The following is a 17,842-nucleotide window of genomic DNA, read 5'->3' as shown; positions in this document are numbered from 1 at the left end:
TCAGCCGGCGGGTTGCGCGGAACCCGCCGGAAGGTCGTCGGGCAGCAGCAGCCGCAGGTCCTCCAGGCCGGGCGCGGCCATGGTGCCGATGCGCCGGGCCTGCCGCGTCATCATCGCCTCCAGCAGCTGGCGGGCGGTGCGCGCGTTGCCGAAGGAACGGTCGCGCGGGATGAGGTCCACGTAGGCGCGCAGCGCCGCCAGGGTGTCCTCGGGGCAGTCGTAGCCGGAGGTGGCCGCGTAACCGCGCATGATGGTGACCAGCTCCTCCGAGTCGTAGTGCTCGAACTCGACGGTGCGGCTGAAGCGCGAGGCCAGACCGGGGTTGGAGGCCAGGAAGCGGCGCATCTCCTCGGTGTATCCGGCGGCGATGACCACGACCTCGTCGCGGTGGTCCTCCATGAGCTTCAGCAGGGTGTCGACGGCCTCCTGGCCGAAGTCCGAACCCGAGCCCTCCGGGGTGAGGGTGTACGCCTCGTCGATGAACAGCACCCCGCCGAAGGCGCGCTCGAACACCTCCTTGGTGAGCTGCGCGGTGTGTCCCACGTAGCGGCCGACCAGATCGGCGCGGGCCACTTCCACCAGCTGACCGGTGTTCAGCACACCGAGGGAGTGCAGCAGGTCCGCGTAGAGCCGGGCGACGGTGGTCTTACCGGTGCCGGGCGGGCCGGAGAAGATCAGGTGGTGGCTGATCTTCGGGGTGGGCAGGCCCGCGGCCTGCCGCTGCCGGGTGGCCTCCAGCAGATTGACCAGGTCGGTCACCTCGCGCTTGACCGCGCCCAGGCCGACCATCGCGTCCAGCTCGGCCAGCAGGTCCTTGGAGTTACGGGGGCTGTCCGCGCCGCTGACGGACGCGTCGTCGGCGACGTCCTCGGGCAGCAGCAGCGTGAGGTCCGCCTCGGCCGGGTTCGCCATCGACCCCAGACGGAACGCCTGCCGGTCCACCATCTCCTCGAACACCCGGCGCGCCGCGCGGCCGTTGCCGAACGTGGAGTCGCGCGGCATCCGCTCGTAGAGGCGGCCGAGGGCGCCCAGGGTGCTCGGGTCGAGTTCGTACCGGTGGGCCCCGCACATGGACTCGGTGATGGTGACCAGCTCGTCCACCGAGTAGTTGGCGAACTCGATGGTGCGGGTGAACCGGGAGGCCAGGCCGGGGTTGGAGCCGAGGAAGGTGCTCATCTGGTCGGTGTATCCGGCGGCGATGACGACCACGTCGTCGCGGTGATCCTCCATGAGCTTCAGCAGGGTGTCGATGGCCTCCTGGCCGAAGTCGGCACCGGAGCCCTTGCCGTCGGAGAGCAGGGTGTACGCCTCGTCGATGAACAGCACACCGCCCAAGGCCTCGTTGAACGCCTCGGTGGTCTTGATGGCCGTACCGCCGATGATCTGGGCGACGAGGTCGGCCCGGGAGACCTCCACCAGATGGCCGGAGCGCAGCACACCGAGGTCGGCGAGGATGCCGCCGTAGAGCCGGGCGACGGTGGTCTTGCCGGTGCCGGGCGGGCCGGAGAACACCAGGTGGCGGCTCATCGGCGGGGCGGGCATGCCGAGGCTGGCGCGGCGCTGGGCGAGCTGGTTGAGGTTGATCAGGGTGCGGACCTGGTGCTTGACGTCGGCCAGGCCGATGAGCGACTCCAGCTCCTCCAGCGGGCCCTCCGGCGCCTTCCCCGCGCCGCCCGGGGCCGTCTCGGCGCCGGTTCCGCCGGCGGTCTCGCCCCAGGCGTCCTCGGCGGCGTTGCCGCTGCTGTCCAGCCCCTCGACGGTGAGCCGGTCGCTGGGCCGGGACTGCTTGAGCCCCGCGCCACGGTTGTCCCGGGTGGTGCAGCCGGTGAGGGTGACCTTCTCGGCGCTGTCGACCCGGATGCCGTCGCCGGTGCTGCCGGTGATCTGGCAGGCCTCCAGCGTGGCCCGGGCGCCCTCGGCGACCAGGACGCCGTGCGCGCCGGACTCGGCCAGGTGGAGGCGGTGTGCGGTCAACTCGCCGCCGCCCTCCACGTGCAGGGCCGAGGTGACACTGGAGCGGACCTCGCAGTCGCTGAGGGTGCCGCGGCCCCCGGAGCCGACCACGATCCCGGCCAGGGTGGTCCCGCGCACCGCGCAGTCGCGGATGTCGGGGGCACCGCCGTCGGATATGCGGATACCGGCGCCCTCCGCGTTCTCGACCGTGCACACCTCCAGCCGTCCTCGGCCGTCCTCGGCCACCTCCAGGCCGTGGCCGCGGGCGTCGGCCACCCGCGCCCGGCTCAGCAGAGGGTTGGCGTTGGTACGGATGGAGATGCCGACGCCGGCGGCGTCGGCCACCTCAAGCCGGTCGAACTCCGCCGAGGACCCCTCGGCCAGCAGCACGGACGCGGTCCTGTCGGCGCAGTCGCGCACGGTGGTGCCGGTGAGCAGTGGCGCGCTGTTGCCGATGACCCGGATCGCGGGGGCGGTCGCGGTGTCGAACGCGCAGTCCTGGAAGGTGCCCCGGGAGCGCTCGGTGACGGCGAGTCCGTTGCCCTTGGTGCGGGAGGTGACACAGCGCAGCAGCTCGGGGTCGGCACCGGAGGAGAGGACGATGCCGGGGCCGGAGGTGTCGGTGACCGTGACCTCTTCGAGGGTGGGCCGGGAGCTGCTGGTGATGTAGACGCCGACCGAGGTGTCGTGCACCCGTGCGCGCAATACGTGCGTGGAGCACTTGCCCTCCAGCGCGATGGCGGGCTTCTCGGTGGCGGTGACGTCGCAGTCCTCCACCCGGCCCTGCGCCTCGCCGTTGGCCAGGATGCCGTTGCCCTGGGCGTCGCGGACCCGGCAGCCGCGCACGGTGGTGCGGGCCTGCTCGCCGAGGACGATGGCGGAGGTGCCCAGGTGCTCGAAGACGGAGTCGGCGACCACGCTGCCGGTGGGCGCGGTGTCCACCACCCCGGCGCCCTCGGGGTTGGAGATCCGGCAGTCCCGGATGGCCACCGAGCCGTTCTCGCGGGCGAGGACGGCCGTCCAGCCCGAACCCACGACGGTGCAGCCGTCCATGGCCACCTGGCCCCGGGGCGCGTCCACCACGGGCAGGTCCTCGTTGCCGCCGCGCAGGGTCAGGTCCGTGAGCATCACCGCGTCCGCGACGAGCACCACGGCGGTGCCACGGGGCGGGCAGATCTCCACGCTGCCGCGCTCCCCGTCACCGGCGATGGTGATACGCGTGCGGACCGTGAGGTTTTCGCGGTAACGGCCGGGCCGGACGCGTATCACCGCTCCCGTGCGCGCCTTCTCCAGGGCCTCGCCGATCGTCCGGAAGCCCTCCGGCTGGTCCGGACCGACCGTGAGCAACTGCCGTGACACGCTGGGACCTCCTCGTTGTGATGCCGCTGCCGACCCTCGGTGCCCGAAGCCCGGGCCTGCTGGAAACCTGGGAGGGGGAGGGACGAGCACGCGGGGAAAGGCTACGGGAACCGCGGCGCCGTCATCCAGGTGCCTTTGGCGCCGGTCCGCGGGACCGGCCGCGAACCCGCTCCCGGGTCGGAGCACGGCAGTTGGTACCCGGGGAACGTTACCGCCTGGTGGTGTCCTGCGCGTATCGTGCGCGCCATGCGACGTGCTCGTTCTCCTCGCCGTACGGCGGCACGGGCGGTGGCCGCCGCCCTGTTGACCACGGTCCCCCTGGCCGCCCAGGCTCCCCCCGCCACCGCGGATTCCGTCGAACTGCCCGCCATCCCGGCCGTCCTGGCCCCCGACAAGCCGTGTACCAAGGCGTCCGGCGAGACGGCCCGCGACGAGCCGTGGACGCGGCAGGCGCTGGGCCTGAGCCGCGGCTGGCAGCTGGCGGACGGCCACGGCGTGACCGTAGGGGTGGTGGACACCGGTGTGGGGACGGACATCCCCGCCCTGACCGGCCGGGTCACCGCGGCCGGCGGCGCGGCCACCGACTGCGTGGGGCACGGCAGTTTCGCCGCCGGCCTGATCGCCGCCGCACCCGGCAAGGGCTCGGGCGTGGCGGGCGCGGCGCCCGCGGCGCGGATCCTCGCGGTGCGCGGTACGGACACCCGCGGCAACCCCACGGCGGAGCAGCTCGCGACCGGGATCCGCGCCGCGGTCGACGGCGGCGCGAAGGTCGTCTACGTGGGACGCGCGGTGCCCACCGGCAAGGCCCTGCTGACCGCCGCCGTGGCGTACGCGACCAAGCGTGACGCCCTGGTCGTCGCCCCGTTCGCCCCGGACGCGATGCCGGACGACCCGGAGACCAACAAGCCGGCCGAGCCCGCGCCCTGGTACTGGCCCGCGGACGCGCCCGGGGTGCTGTCGGTCATGGACTACGGCCCGGACGGCACCCGCCCGGACAACGCGCCGGAGAAGCAGGGGGCGGACCTCGCGGCGCCGGGGGACGCGGTGGTCAGCGTCGGTCCGAACGGCTCCGGCCACTTCATCGGCTCCGGCTCCTCGCTGGCGGCGGCGAACGTCGCCGGGGCGGCGGCGCTGGTGCGTTCGCGGCACCCGCGGATGGGCGCCGCCGAGGTGTCCCGCCAGCTGGTCACGGCGGGCTATCCGGCGGTTCCGCCGCGGCTGGACCCGTACGCGGCGCTGACCGCCGTTCTGACCGACAAGCAGGGCACCACGCCCCGTCCGGCCCCCGCGAAGATCCCCCCGGCCGCCTCCCCGCAGCCGCTCAACCGCGCGCTGATGATCGCGGGCGCGGGTGGCGGGGTGGTGCTGCTGGTGGCGGCCGCGGCGGTGGTGATCCCGCGCGGCCGGGCCCGGGGCTGGCGCCCGGCGGGCGAGGAGAACCGGCCGGCGGTCTGAGAACGCCCGCGCGTTTCTGGGGATTCCCCTAGACTTTCGCGGCCGGACATTCCGCGGGCCGGACCGGATAAGCCGACGGGAAATCCGGAGAATGCCCGTCCGGTGCCCCGCTGGATACCCCACCGGATACCCCGGCCGGAATCCCTCGCCGAGAACCGGAACCGCCCCCGGTGCCGTGCACCGGGGGCGGAATCGTTTACGGGTTTTACTCCTCTTGGCCGGTTTATATGGCCGGTTGACCGGTTTACGTGGCCGACGTGTCCACGAGCGCCGTCTGGACCTGAGTGGTCTTGCGGCGGGCGACCCGGACGGCCCGCCCGGGGTTCAGGGTCCGGCCCTTGACGTTGCCCAGCAGATAGCCCTCCGAGGGCGGGCAGGACATCAGCAGGGCGGGTGTGTTGACCTCCAGCAGCCGCCGCATGAGCATCTCGTTCAGCCCGCGCCCGGCGCCGGACGCGGAGCGGGTGACGATGATGTGCAGCCCGACCTCCCAGCCGAGGGCGAGGTGGTTGAGCAGCGGGTCGAACGGCGAGTTGCCGATGCCGGCGCCCAGCATGTCGTAGTCGTCGACCAGGATGAACAGCCGTGGCCCGGACCACCAGTCGGCCTGCTTCATCCGGCCCGGGGCGATGTCCGGGCCCGGCACCCGGGTCTGTACGGCGCGGGCGGTCCCCTCGAGCATGTCCTTCAGGGCGCTCATGGACACCGCGTGGCCCAGCCGGTATTCCTCCGGCACCGCTTCCACCAGGTCACGGCGGTAGTCCACGAGCAGGATCTGCGCCTCGGCGGGGGTGTACCGGTCCGTGATGGACTTGGCCATCAGCCGCAGCAGGTTGGTCTTGCCGCACTCGGTGTCGCCCACCACGACCATGTGCGGGCTCTCGCTGAAGTCGTGCCAGACGACCGACAGCCGCTCCTCCTCCAGGCCGATCGGCACCCGGAAGTCGCCCCCGGACGGGGGAAGTTGCTTGGCGGGCAGCTCCGTCGGAAGCATCCGCACCCGCGGGGCCGCCGGGCCCGGCCAGCTCTCCTTGATCGCCGACACCAGACCGGACACCCCGTCCGACAGGTCCTCGGCCGACTCCATCCCGTCGATGCGGGGGAGCGCGGTGAGGTAGTGCAGCTTGCTCTCCCGGGTGAGCCCGCGGCCCGGGATCCGCGGCACGGTGGCGGCACGGCGATTGTCGATCTCGGAGTCCATGGCGTCACCCATCCGCAGCTCCAGATGGGTGCCCGCCTGGTCGCGCACCGCCGCGGTGAGCTCCACCCAGCGGGCGGTGGTCACGATGAGGTGGATGCCGTAGTTGAGGCCGCGGGCGGCGATGGAGGCGAACGTCTGGATGTTGCGGTCGTAGTCCTGGCGCACCGTGGACCAGCCGTCGATCACCAGGAACACATCGCCGTGCGGCTGGTCGGCGAACTCGCCCGCGGCCCGGCGACGGCGGTACGTCGCCATGGAGTCGATGCCGTGGGTCAGGAAGAACCGCTCGCGCTCCGCCAGCAGCGAGGTGACCTCGGAGATCGTACGGCCCACCCGTTCGGAGTCCAGCCGCGCCGCGACCCCGGCGGTGTGCGGCAGCTCGGCCAGCGGCGCCAGCGTGCCACCGCCGAAGTCCAGGCAGTAGAACTGCACTTCGCGCGGGGTGTGGGTGAGGGCCAGCGCGGTCAGGATCGTCCGCACCATGGTGCTCTTGCCGCTCTGCGGGCCGCCCGCGATGGCGAGGTGGCCGCCGACCCCCGACAGATCGATGGTCAGCAGGTCGCGCAGCTGCTCGAAGGGCTTGTCCACGATGCCGATCGGCACCGTCAGCCGCCCGCGCATCGGCGAGCCGACCGTGGTCAGCCCCAGCTCCGGATCGGGCGTCAGCGGCGGCAGCACCTGGTCCAGCGTCGCGGGCAGGTCCAGCGGGGGCAGCCACACCTGGTGGGCGGAGGGCCCGGCGCCCACCAGCCGCTCCACGGCCACCGACAGCAGCGTGTCGCTGGTCTCCTCCTCCGGCTCCGGCTCGGGCTCCGGGACGTCGGGCAACTGGCGGGGCACCACGTAGCCGGAAGTCCACGGGACCGTCTGGCTGGCCACCCGGGCCTGGTTCGCCCGGCTGCGCCGCTGCTGGTACGGGCCGGAGACATACGCGGCGCGGAACCGGGTCAGCGCCTCCACACCCGACTTGAGGTAGCCGCTGCCGGGCTGCGGCGGCAGCTGGTAGGCGTCGGGCACGCCCAGCACACCGCGGCTCTCCATGGCGGAGAAGGTGCGCAGACCGATGCGGTAGGACAGATGGCTCTCCAGCTGGTGCATCCGCCCCTCGTCCAGCCGCTGCGAGGCGAGCAGCAGATGGACGCCGAGGCTGCGCCCGAGCCGTCCGATCATCACGAACAGCTCCATGAACTCGCGATGCGCGGCGAGCAGTTCGCTGAACTCGTCGACGATCACGAACAGGCTGGGCAGCGGCTCCAGCGGAGTGCCCGAGGCCCGCGCCTTCTCGTAGTCCAGGGCGGAGGTGTAGTTGCCGGCCGAGCGCAGCAGCTCCTGGCGGCGGATCAGCTCACCGTGCAGGGCGTCCTGCATGCGGCCGACCAGCGCGGCCTCCCCGGCGAGGTTGGTGATCACGGCGGAGGTGTGGGGCAGTTCGTCCAGGCCGAGGAAGGTGGCGCCACCCTTGAAGTCCACCAGGACGAAGTTGAGTGTTTCGGAGGAGTTCGACAGCGCGAGGGCCAGCACCAGGGTGCGCAGCAGCTCGCTCTTGCCGGATCCGGTGGCCCCGATGAGCATGCCGTGCGGCCCGGTGCCGCCCTGCGCGGACTCCTTGATGTCCAGCTCCACCGGGGTGCCGTCCGGGCCGACCGCGATCGGCACCTTGAGCCGGTTGGACCCGGTGGCCTGCTTCCACAGGCTGTCCGCGTCGTGGCGGTACAGGTCGGAGATGCCCAGCAGGGTGGTCAGTTCGACGTCCGAGGACAGCGGCTCGGCGGAGTCGCCGCCGCCCATGCCCATCCGGTACGGGGCGAGCCGCTTGGCCAGGGCCGTGGCGCCGACCGGCCCGAAGGCGTCGGGGCGGCCGAGCCGGGTGGTCTGCTCCTTGCGCTCGCGGTCGGTGCGGACCAGTTCGAAGGAGTCCTCGCTGACGTCGAAGCGCAGGGTGACCCGTCCCGGGCGCCAGGTCAGCGCGCCGGTGAGGTCGAGTACGACGCAGTTGCGGAAGCCCGCCCCGTCCAGCCGGTGCCGGCCGGGGACGGCGCCGCCGTCCACCACGATCACGGTGAACGGCTCGTCACGCCCGGTCGACGCGTCGGGGTCGAAAGAAGGCCGTTCCATGAACTCCGCGCCGAGCAGGTCCTCCAGCTCGTTGAGGGCCGAGACGAACATCCGGGCCGACCCGGCGCCGTCGTTCTCCTGGGGGTGGAGGTTGTGGGGGAGCCACTTCATCCACTCCCAGTCCGCGCGCCGCTCGTCCGACACGCACACCGCCACCCACACGTCGTCCGGGGCGTGGAAGGTCGCGAGCTGGGCGACGATCGCGCGGGCGAGGGAACGTATCCGCTCCTCGTCGCCCCGGAACAGCACCCGTGCCCAGGCCCGCAGGTAGATGGCGATGGGCTGCTCGGGGACGGTGGAGTAGGCCCGCATGAAGCTGCGCAGCGCGTGCGCCGTCAGCGGCTCCAGGTCCTCGACCGGGGTGGTGGCCGTGGGCGTCAGCCGCAGGCCCAGCTTCTGCTCGCCGACGGCCACGCGGATCTCGCCGAAGTCCTCGTCCTGCGGGCGGCGTTCCCACAGCCGGGTGGTGCCCGCCAGCGACCACAGGGCCGAGGGCGGCGGATGCCGCCACGCCAGCGCCTTCTGCTGATCGGTCACGGCAGTGCGGACCTTGCGCCGGATCTGGGTGAGATAGCGCAGGTAGTCGCGGCGCTCACCCTTCAGACGCTGTTTGCGCTCGCTTGTCTTGCGCATCATCTGACCGAGCATCATGGCGGCCGAGGACAGCACCATCAGACCCATGGCCAGGTACATGAAGTGGCTGCTGCCGCCGCCACTCATGCCCGGTCTCATGAACATCAGCATCATGGACACCGACATGAGCGCCATGGGCAGATAGGTCCAGATGGCGGAGCTGTCCGGCACCACTTCGGGCAGCGTGGGAGGTTCCTGCAGCTTCAGCTCGCCGTCGGGCATTTCGGGGCCGCGCCGACGGGCCGGGCGGCGGAACAGGACCACACTCAAGGAATGGTCTCCTCACGGATGGGACAACGGTGGGGGCAACGCTCTCGGTCGGTGGCGTATCGTCACGTCCGCACAGACAACCGGAATACAACAAGTGTGCAACTCGGTATACCAGTACATGGACGGGGCCAGTAATGTGCACCCTCCCCGGAGACACATTCGGTACGCACATAAGCTGGTGCCTCATCAGCATCGTCCCGTCCCACATCATTCCGTCACAACGGAAACCCGGGAACCCCCCTCGCAGACCCCCGGAAGAAGCGTGAGCCAGCCCGATGACCGATAACCAGGTGGCCGGTCTGTGCCGCCTGACCGTACGCGCGCCGGCGAAGACCATCGACCTCGCGGTCCCCTCCGACGTCCCGGTGGCCGACCTGCTGCCCGCCGTCCTCGGCTACAGCGGGGACGACCTCGCGGAGACCGGCATCGACCACGGCGGCTGGGTGCTGCAACGCCTCGGCGGCGAACCGATGGACGAGGAGCGCACCCTCGACTCCTACGACCTGCGCGACGGCGAGACGCTCTACCTCCGGCCGCGCATCGACGCGCTCCCCGAGGTCCATCTCGACGACCTGGTGGACGGCATCTCCACCACCATGCAGGACCGGCCGCACGGCTGGTCCCCGCTCGCCAGCACCCGGCTGCTGCGCGGCTTCGCGGTGACCGCCCTGGTGGCCGGGCTCGCCGCGCTCGCCCTGCCCGGCGGCTCCCCCTGGCTGCGCGCCCTGTGCGCGGCGGCGGCCGGAGTGCTGCTGCTCGCCGGGGCGGGCTCGGCCAGCCGCGCGGTGGGCGACGCCGCCGCCGGCGCGGCCCTCGGCTTCATGGTCGGCCCGTACCTCGCGCTCGCCGGATGGCTGCTGCCCGGCGGTGACTTCGGCGGCCCGCACAGCCACGAGGTCCTGGGCGCCCGGCTGTTGGCCGCCTGCGCCGCGGGCGCGGGCGGCGCGATCGTCGCGCTCGCGGCCGTGGCCTCCTTCGCGGCGGTCTTCCTCGGCCTCGCCGTGGTCATGGTCTTCGGCACCCTCGCCGGGGCCCTGATGGTCATCTCCGACCTGGGACCGGCCCATGTGGCCGGTATCCTCGCCCTGGTGGCCGTCATCCTCGGCGCGTTCGTCCCCTCGCTGGCCTTCCGGATGTCCGGCATGCGCATGCCGCCGCTGCCGACCAACGCCCAGCAGCTCCAGGAGGGCATCGAGCCGCACGCCACCTCGGTGGTCGCCGCCCGCGCGGTGCTCGCCGACGGCTGGATGAGCTCGCTGTACGGAGCCGTGGGCGCCGCCTGCGCGGTCTGCCTGGCCGTGCTCACCCACGACGGCGGACTCCCCGAGGTCATCATGTCCGTCGTGCTCGCGCTGCTGCTGTTGCTGCACGGACGCGGTCTGGGGAACGTATGGCAGCGGCTTTCCCTCTTCCTCCCCGGGGCCGGAGGTTTTCTCCTCCTGGCCCTCTTCAACGCCCTGTCCTACTCGCCGGGCGGTCGGCTGCTGCTGGCCGCCGGCCTGCTCGCGGCCACCGCGGGCATCGCGATCGCCTCGTGGACCGTGCCCGGGCGACGGCTCGTGCCGTACTGGGGCCGGGCGGCGGAGATCCTGCACACCGCCGCCGCCATCGCCCTGCTGCCGCTGGCCCTGTGGGTGCTCGGGGTGTACAGCGCCCTGCGCGGCCTGAACGGCTGACCGCCCGAACCGGAGGAACGCACAAGTGCAGTCCAAGCGCGACCAGGTCCAGGCGCACATGTTCATCATGGGGCGGCTCACCTCGGGCATGCTGCGCGCCGACCCCGACGCCCCGGAGAGCCCCCAGGGCCGGACCAACCGGGGTGTGGCCATCAGCGTGATCATCGCGATCCTGATCGCCGCTGGATCCTTCGTCTTCGGCCTGATCAAGCCCGGTGCGAAGGACTCCTGGCGGGCCCAGGACACGCTGGTGGTCAACAAGGAGACCGGCGGCCGGTACCTCTACCTCGGCGGACGGCTGCGCCCGGTGCGCAACTACACCTCGGCGCGGCTGCTCCTCGGCGCGAAGATGAAGACCGCCTCCGTCGGCAGCAAGTCGCTCGGCGGCACGCCGCACGGCGCGCCCGTCGGCATCGCCGGAGCCCCCGACGACCTGCCGGACGGCGGCAGCCTCACCACCGACCCGTGGCAGGTGTGCGCGGGCTCCACCGACGGCTCCACCGCCACCGCCCTGGCCGTCGGCAAGGACATCGACGGCAGTGGCCTCGGCGACTCGGAGGGCCTGCTGGTCACGGGGCCCGACAAGGCCGACTACCTGGTGTGGCGGGGCAGCAAGCTCCGCATGGACACCGGTGGCCGCGTCCGCGAAGCCCTCGGCTACGCCTCCCGCACCTCGGTGAAGGTGTCCGCGGCACTGCTCAACTCGCTGCCCACCGGCCCCGATCTGGTGGCCCCCGACATCCCGCTGCGCGGCGGCCAGGGACCGTCCCTGGGCGGTGGCCAGACCAGGATCGGCCAGGTCTTCCAGGTCTCCGCGCCCGGTGGCGACGAGCGGTACTACGTGCTGCGCAAGGAGGGCCTGACCCCCGTCAGCGCCACCGTCGCCGCGCTGCTCCTGGGCAACCCGGAGACCAAGCAGAAGGCGTACGCGGGCGGGGCGGTCAGCGCCGTCACCCTGGGCGCCGACGCGGTGATCGGCCACCTGGCGCCCGGCGCCGAGGACGCCGACACGACCGAGGACCTGCCCCCGAGCCCGCCGAAGGCGGTGGATCTCGGCGAGGACGAAACCCCGTGCGTGGGCATCCAGTCCGACGACGACGGTACGCGCGTGGGCGTGACCCTGGCCACGAGCGGTCAACTCGGCCCCGCCGCACAGGCGCCGCCGGAAGGGCTGACCCCGGCCTGTGTGACGGTCAACCGGATCGTGACACCCCCCGGCGGCGGTGCCCTGGTGCACACCCTCGGCGCGGACGGCAGAGGCGTCGGCAGCACCGTGTACCTGGTGACGGACAGCGGGGTGAAGTACCGGGTGCCGACGGCCAAGTCGCTGGAGGCGCTGGGTTACACGACGGGCCAGGCGCAGCGGCTTCCGTCGTCGCTGCTGTCCATGCTGCCGACGGGCCCGGATCTGACGCCCGCGGCAGCGGTGTCCGGCCGGGGCAAGGCGACCACGCCACCGTGTGGTGAAGACAACAAGAAGACGCTCAACCAATGAGAACAATTGGCCGTCTTCCGCATCAGGAAATCGACATTTGAGGATGGCTTGAGCTTGCGTGAAGCGCGGCAACTGCTCCAAAACTAGGGAGACTTATGGAAACGCATGTGTTACATCGTTTCTTGCCGTTAAGCGTTGCTCATCGCTTGGTCATCCTCTTACCATCCATGTCTGGACCAACTGGATGTCGGTGCTGCCGACTCCGGTTACGCAAGCCACGCCAGCGCATCGGGCCTGGCGGCGGAAATCCACCGGAAAGGGGCAGTGCCCATGGCAGGCATGCAGCGGGCAGAAGAACAGGCCACACGGAACGGCATCCAGGCCCTTGAGATGGCCTTCTCGGGTGTCCAGAGCCGTCGGCAGGACGTCGAGAGCACCAAGAACGGCATGATGCAGGCGCTCCAGGGCAGCGACGGTGGCGCATTCCAGAAGTTGCTGGACTCCTGGGACGAGCACGCGGAAATCATCTCCAAGAACCTGCAGGACATGATCAACCAGCTCAACGAAACGCTCCGCGCCCAGGGCATGACCCAGGGGTCGTCGAACGAGGCCATCAACCAGGCGTACTCCCAGTCGCAGACGATTTTCGACGGCCTGATGGGGAGCACCGCCGGACGGTGACCGTCAGGGGCCCGTGGTCCCACCGGCCCGGCATCGGCTGACGCAGGCCGAAACAGCTTCCCCCGAATTCATACCCCCACGGCGAGACGAGGTCACCGATGTCCGAAAACCTCACTGACGGATATATCTACGTCAGCTACGCGCACGTCGACAACGCCGTTGATGACATGCGTCTGCAGACCCAGGAAATCGCGAAGATCATCAACAGCCTCAACGACGAACTCCAGCAGCTGCAGCAGTCCTGGGAAGGTGACGACCGCCAGGCCTACGACGAGAAGCAGAAGGCCTGGAATCAGGCCGTCGAGAACATGAGCAAGTGGCTCGGCGACAACGCGAAGACGCTCGACGATATCCGCAACATGTACACGCAGAACGAGAAGAGCCAGACGCAGAGCTGGCAGGACGTGAAGATTGGCGGCTGACCACAGCGCCATGCGGGCGGCCGTTCCACATGCGTACCTCCGTGGAGCGGCCGCCCGCTGTGTCATCCCGCAGTGAGACAGTGAAGAAAGGGCGAGGGAATGGCCGACAGCAATCAGCCCGTGACACAGCTCGACAAGGCGTGGCTCGAGAACTTCCGGAAAGTCGACCTGGCCGACTTCCGGAAGGCGCTCAAAACGGTGACCGAGAACGGCACGGGGGACCAGCCGATTCCCTCGATGAAAGCCCTGAAGGGGGATGACGAAGGCGTTCCCGGGCTCCCGTTCGGCACCCCCGTTCCGCTGGCGATCGGAAACCTGGCGGAGGACGCGGGCACGCACGGAAAGGCGGTCAAGGGGGCCGTGGTGGAAATGGTGACGACCCTCGACGGAATCCTGGAAAACCATCTGACGCTCTTCAAGGACATTGACGACGCCCTCGGTGAGACCATCGACAGCCTGTTCAAGACGCAGGGGGAGAGCCTGGCCGCTGTCGACGGCCAGAAGTTCGTCGACATCTGGGAGGACGTCGACGCCGACCTGACGACCCCGCCGGACCAGGAAGGCGAGGACAAGGACAAGTAGACACCGGCGCCGTTACGTCGTTTCCCGCTTGTAGACACCCCTTCTGATGGAGCCTCGCCTGCCATGGCCGATGACAAAGAGTACGACGACTACTGGGCGAAAGCTGTCAAGCTCTTCACCGGCTACGAGGCGCCCGCGAAGCACACCCTGTTCGACCAGATGGTCGGCAACGCCGGCATCAAGCAGATGAAGGTCGAGATCTCCAAGCAGGGGTCCGTCCAGACCGTCGACGCGAGCGACTTCAACTGGATGGTCGAGAATGCCGGCTGGGACATCAACAACACCGACTTCGTCATCCCGTTCTACACGAGCGACGGCGGCACCGTCCATTACTACAAGGCCCGCTTTACACTGCTCGGCTTCAAGTCCGGGGATGGCCCGAGCGAAGGCGAGGTCGTGGGCGGTGAGGGAAAGAGCAAGTACGGCAAGGAGCTTGAAGACGGCCACTTCAAGCCGAGCGACAACGGGACGACCTGGAACACCTTCGACCTGACCAGTTACGCCTACGGGACGGGCAACGCGCTGAAGGCGCTGCTGGAGGAGCCCAACGGAACCCTCGGGTTCTCCTGGGGCGGCAAGCCTGAGATCCCGCTCGACAAGGGCGTCCGTCTGGCGTCCTTCGACATGGCGGCGGACGCCTTCGACCGGGTCGCGAAGTTCTTCTGGGACAGTAATGCCACCATGGCCGAGTGGCAGAGCAAGGTGGGCCAGGACCAGAACGAGGCGTGGAAGGGACAGGCGGCCGGCGTCTTCTGGGACCTCATCCATGAACTCGGCCGCCGATACGGGCACTACGCCGATGACATGGAGGCCATCGGCGGAGTGTCCAAACAGGGCAAGGCGCTCCGGCAGGCGGGGGACGACCTGGAGAAACAGGCCCGGAACATCTACAACAAGTGGGACGACTGGAAAATGGCCAACGGCAACCCGCTGCGGCCGCTCGTCGACCTGCTGGGGGAGATAGCCGACCAGGCCTGGCTCCGCAATCTGACCAAGATCAACGCCAGTTGGGAGTATACCGGCGGCTATTACACCAGCAGCGGTTACTGGGACTACAGCACGGCGGCGGGCTTCTCGCAGGACGCCTATGACGCCAAGCTGAAGACGTACGGCGACATGAAGGAGCTGGAGACCTGGAAGAAGGTCGGCGACGAGGCCATCACCCGGTGGGAAGCGAAGGTCAAGACTGATCTGATCGACCCTGCCGAGCAGGCACTGAAGGATCTGGCGACCGCCTGGGGGTCGTCGCACTTCGACCTGGGTTCCATTCGGACCAAGGGCGACAAGGGCCTTAACGAGGGGTACCAGGAGGACAAGGCCTACAAGGAGAAGAAGGACGCCGAGGACAAGGCCGCGAAGGACAAGGCGGACGCGGACAAGAAGTACGCGGACGAAAAGAAGGCGGCTGAGGACAAGGCGGCGGCAGACAAGGCCGCGGCGGACAAGAAGTACGCCGACGACAAGAAGGCCGCGGATGACAAGGCGGCGGCGGACAAGGCGGCGGCCGACAAGAAGTACGAAGAGGAAAAGGCCGAGCAGGAGCAGAAGGAGAAGGAGCAGGAGGCCAAGCAGGAGCAGAAGGAGAAGGAGGCCGAGCAGAAGCAGGCCGAACAGCAGGCCAAGCAGGATCAGAAGGAGAAGGAGGCGGAGGAGAAGGCCGCCCAGAAGGAGAAGGAGCAGGAGCAGAAGCAGGCCGAACAGGAGGCCAAGCAGGAGCAGAAGGAGAAGGAGGCCGAGCAGAAGCAGGCGGAGCAGGAGGCCAAGCAGGAGCAGATCCGCCAGGAGCAGGAGCAGAAGCAGGAAGAACAGCAGAAGGTCGCCGAGCAGAAGCAGGCCGAGCAGCAGGCCAAGCAGGACGAGGCGCAGAAGCAGGCTCAGGCGTTCCAGGTCCAGCAGGTCAATCAGCAGAAGGCCGAGCAGGACAAGCGGGACAAGGAGCAGGCGAAGAAGCAGGCGGAACAGGAGGCCAAGCAGGAACAGGTCCAGCAGGAGCAGGAGCAGAAGCAGGCCGAGCAGGAGAAGAAGCAGGAGGAGAAGGAGAAGGAGGCCGAGCAGAAGCAGGCCGAGGCGGAGCAGAAGCAGGAGGAGGTCCGCCAGGAGCAGGAGAAGAAGCAGGAGGAGCAGCAGAAGCAGGCCGAGCAGAAGCAGGCCGAAGCGCAGGCCAAGCAGGAGGAGGTCCGTCAGGAGCAGGAGAAGAAGCAGGAGGAGCAGCAGAAGCAGGCGGAACAGAAGCAGGCCGAAGCGCAGGCCAAGCAGGAGGAGGTCCGTCAGGAGCAGGAGAAGAAGCAGGAGGAGCAGCAGAAGCAGGCCGAGCAGAAGCAGGCCGAGGCGGAGCAGAAGCAGGAAAAGCTCCAGCAAGAGCAGCAGAAGCGGCAGGAAGACCTTCAGCAGCAACAGCAGCAGAAGCAGGACCAATACCAGAAGGAACAGCTCAAGCTCAACCGTTCACTCAACAATGGCGATTTGGGCCAGCTCAACAACGGCGACCTGAACCAGCTTGGCAACCGCGACTTGGGCCAGCTCAACAACGGTGACCTGAGCCAGCTCTCTCCGGACATCTCCGGACCGGTCAACGGCGACGACTCGCTGACCAACCCGGACGGCAGCCAGTCGCACCTGGATTCCCAGGGCCGTGTCGTGACGGACTTCCCGGACGGCAGCAAGTCCGAGATCGACCCGCACACCCAGACGGCGACCATCACCAGGCCGGACGGCAGCCATTACTCCGGACCGCTCAACGCGGGCGACTCCCTGACCAACCCCGACGGCAGCACCACCCACCTGGATCCACAGGGTCAGGTGGTCACCGACTACCCCGACGGCAGCTCCTCCCGGGTGGACCCGGACACCGGCGCCACCTCGATCACCAGCCCGGACGGCACGACGACCACGGGCTATCTGAACGACCCCGACAACGCGCTCCCCGACTACCAGGCCAACGGCCCCGGAGGCAGCTCCCACCCGGGCGGCCCTCTCAACAACCCGCCCTCCTACGACTACGGCGACCCCTCCTACGAGGAGGAGCTGTACGACGACAAGCCGTACCAGGAACCCTCGCTCGGCAATCCCGGCCAGTCCGGCGGCGGCTCCCCGAACGCTGGTGGCGGCACTCCGCTGAACAGCGGCCCGATGCCCAGCGCCATGGGCGGCAACTCCGGCGGTATGCCGATGGGCGGGATGCCGATGGGCGGGATGCCGATGGGCGGTATGGGTGGCATGGGTGGTATGGGAGGAGGCAAGGGCGGCGAAGGCGGCGCCTCCGAACGCGTCCGCAACGTGATCGACGGCGGTGACGTGGTGAGCAACCGCCGTGGCGCCCCCGCCCCGCGCGGCAAGGGCGGCCTGTACGAGGACCGGCAGGCCGTCAGCACCAGCGGCGGGAACCCGTTCCTGCCGGGGATGGGCGGCAACGGCGGGCCCGGGCAGACGGAGACCGAGAGCAGCGACCGGGAGCGCGAGGTCTGGGAGCCGGAGGAGGACGACGTCTGGGGCACCGACGAGGGCGGCTCGCCCGCCGTGATCGGACGCTGACCGAGCCCAAATTCCTTTTGTCCCCACGATGTTGCAGAATGATCGACATCTGACCTACGCAGGAGTATCCGTTGACCGAACCGCTACAGGAGCGCATCGCCCAGGCCATGGCCGAGCTCCAGGCCACCCAGGCCGCCGTCGCGCGGGCGGAGGCGGATCTCCGTCAGGCTTCAACGACGGTGCGCTCGAACGACCGGGTGGTGGAGGCGACCATCGGTGGCCAGGGCGAGTTGACGGGGCTGAAGTTCCTCGACAACAAGCACCAGAACCTGACGGGCCCCCAACTGGCCGCCTCCATCATGGAGGCCGTCCAGCAAGGACGTGCACAGATGGCCCGCCGGGTGATGGACACCTTCGAGCCCTTCACCCGGCCGGGCCCTGAGGATTCGATGCGCCGGGGAGTCGACCTCGACTGGAACCGCGTCTTCGGATCGGCGCTCAGTGGCGGCGAGCGGGCCGGTTCCAGCCGTTCGAGCAGGAACCGGCTGCGCGACGAGATCGACGAAGACACCGACTGACGCGTGGGGAA

Annotated in this window: 10 protein-coding genes; 8 read left to right on the top strand and 2 right to left on the bottom strand. The window is 69.8% G+C overall.

Annotated features, from left to right (window positions below; genetic code table 11):
• Entirely contained in the window at window positions 1–3,312 is a 3,312-nt protein-coding gene (locus tag ACH4SI_RS30620; protein ID WP_398301326.1) for a right-handed parallel beta-helix repeat-containing protein, read from the bottom strand.
• Between the two features lie 246 nt (window positions 3,313–3,558).
• Here ACH4SI_RS30620 and ACH4SI_RS30615 point away from each other — a divergent pair, with 246 nt between their 5' ends.
• Window positions 3,559–4,767, top strand: coding sequence for a S8 family serine peptidase (locus ACH4SI_RS30615; RefSeq protein ID WP_398301324.1), 1,209 nt, complete (start codon window positions 3,559–3,561; stop codon window positions 4,765–4,767).
• 244 nt (window positions 4,768–5,011) lie between these two features.
• On the opposite strand, the gene eccCa is transcribed toward ACH4SI_RS30615, so the two are convergent.
• Window positions 5,012–8,980, bottom strand: a complete 3,969-nt coding sequence (gene eccCa / locus ACH4SI_RS30610) for a type VII secretion protein EccCa (protein WP_398301422.1) — start codon at window positions 8,978–8,980, stop codon at window positions 5,012–5,014.
• Between the two features lie 281 nt (window positions 8,981–9,261).
• On the opposite strand from eccCa, the gene eccD reads away from it, so the two are divergent.
• The 7 genes from eccD (at window position 9,262) to ACH4SI_RS30575 (ending at window position 17,831) form a co-directional block, all read left to right on the top strand.
• Complete coding sequence (gene eccD / locus ACH4SI_RS30605) at window positions 9,262–10,662, top strand: type VII secretion integral membrane protein EccD (protein ID WP_398301322.1); 1,401 nt, start codon at window positions 9,262–9,264, stop codon at window positions 10,660–10,662.
• A gap of 25 nt (window positions 10,663–10,687) precedes the next feature.
• Complete coding sequence (gene eccB / locus ACH4SI_RS30600) at window positions 10,688–12,157, top strand: type VII secretion protein EccB (RefSeq protein WP_398301320.1); 1,470 nt, start codon at window positions 10,688–10,690, stop codon at window positions 12,155–12,157.
• Window positions 12,158–12,427: 270 nt separating this feature from the next.
• Window positions 12,428–12,778 carry a hypothetical protein gene (locus ACH4SI_RS30595; RefSeq protein WP_398301318.1) on the top strand — a complete coding sequence of 117 codons (351 nt, stop codon included), beginning with the start codon at window positions 12,428–12,430 and terminating at the stop codon, window positions 12,776–12,778.
• A 98-nt stretch (window positions 12,779–12,876) separates the two neighbouring features.
• Window positions 12,877–13,200, top strand: a complete 324-nt coding sequence (locus ACH4SI_RS30590) for a WXG100 family type VII secretion target (protein ID WP_398301316.1) — start codon at window positions 12,877–12,879, stop codon at window positions 13,198–13,200.
• Window positions 13,201–13,299: 99 nt separating this feature from the next.
• Entirely contained in the window at window positions 13,300–13,782 is a 483-nt protein-coding gene (locus tag ACH4SI_RS30585) for a type VII secretion system-associated protein (protein ID WP_398301314.1), read from the top strand.
• A gap of 63 nt (window positions 13,783–13,845) precedes the next feature.
• On the top strand, window positions 13,846–17,313 hold the full coding sequence (locus ACH4SI_RS30580) for an AAWKG family protein (RefSeq protein ID WP_398301312.1): 3,468 nt from the start codon (window positions 13,846–13,848) through the stop codon (window positions 17,311–17,313).
• Window positions 17,314–17,384: 71 nt separating this feature from the next.
• The gene (locus tag ACH4SI_RS30575; RefSeq protein WP_398301310.1) at window positions 17,385–17,831 is read left to right on the top strand and encodes a YbaB/EbfC family nucleoid-associated protein; all 447 of its coding nucleotides are present in this window, start codon (window positions 17,385–17,387) and stop codon (window positions 17,829–17,831) included.
• Window positions 17,832–17,842 lie beyond the last annotated feature (11 nt).

This window comes from Streptomyces sp. NPDC021212, from assembly GCF_044332925.1.
Lineage (GTDB): Bacteria > Actinomycetota > Actinomycetes > Streptomycetales > Streptomycetaceae > Streptomyces.
The sequence above is the reverse complement of the archived record's forward strand: the minus strand, read 5'-3'. Positions and strand labels throughout refer to the sequence as shown.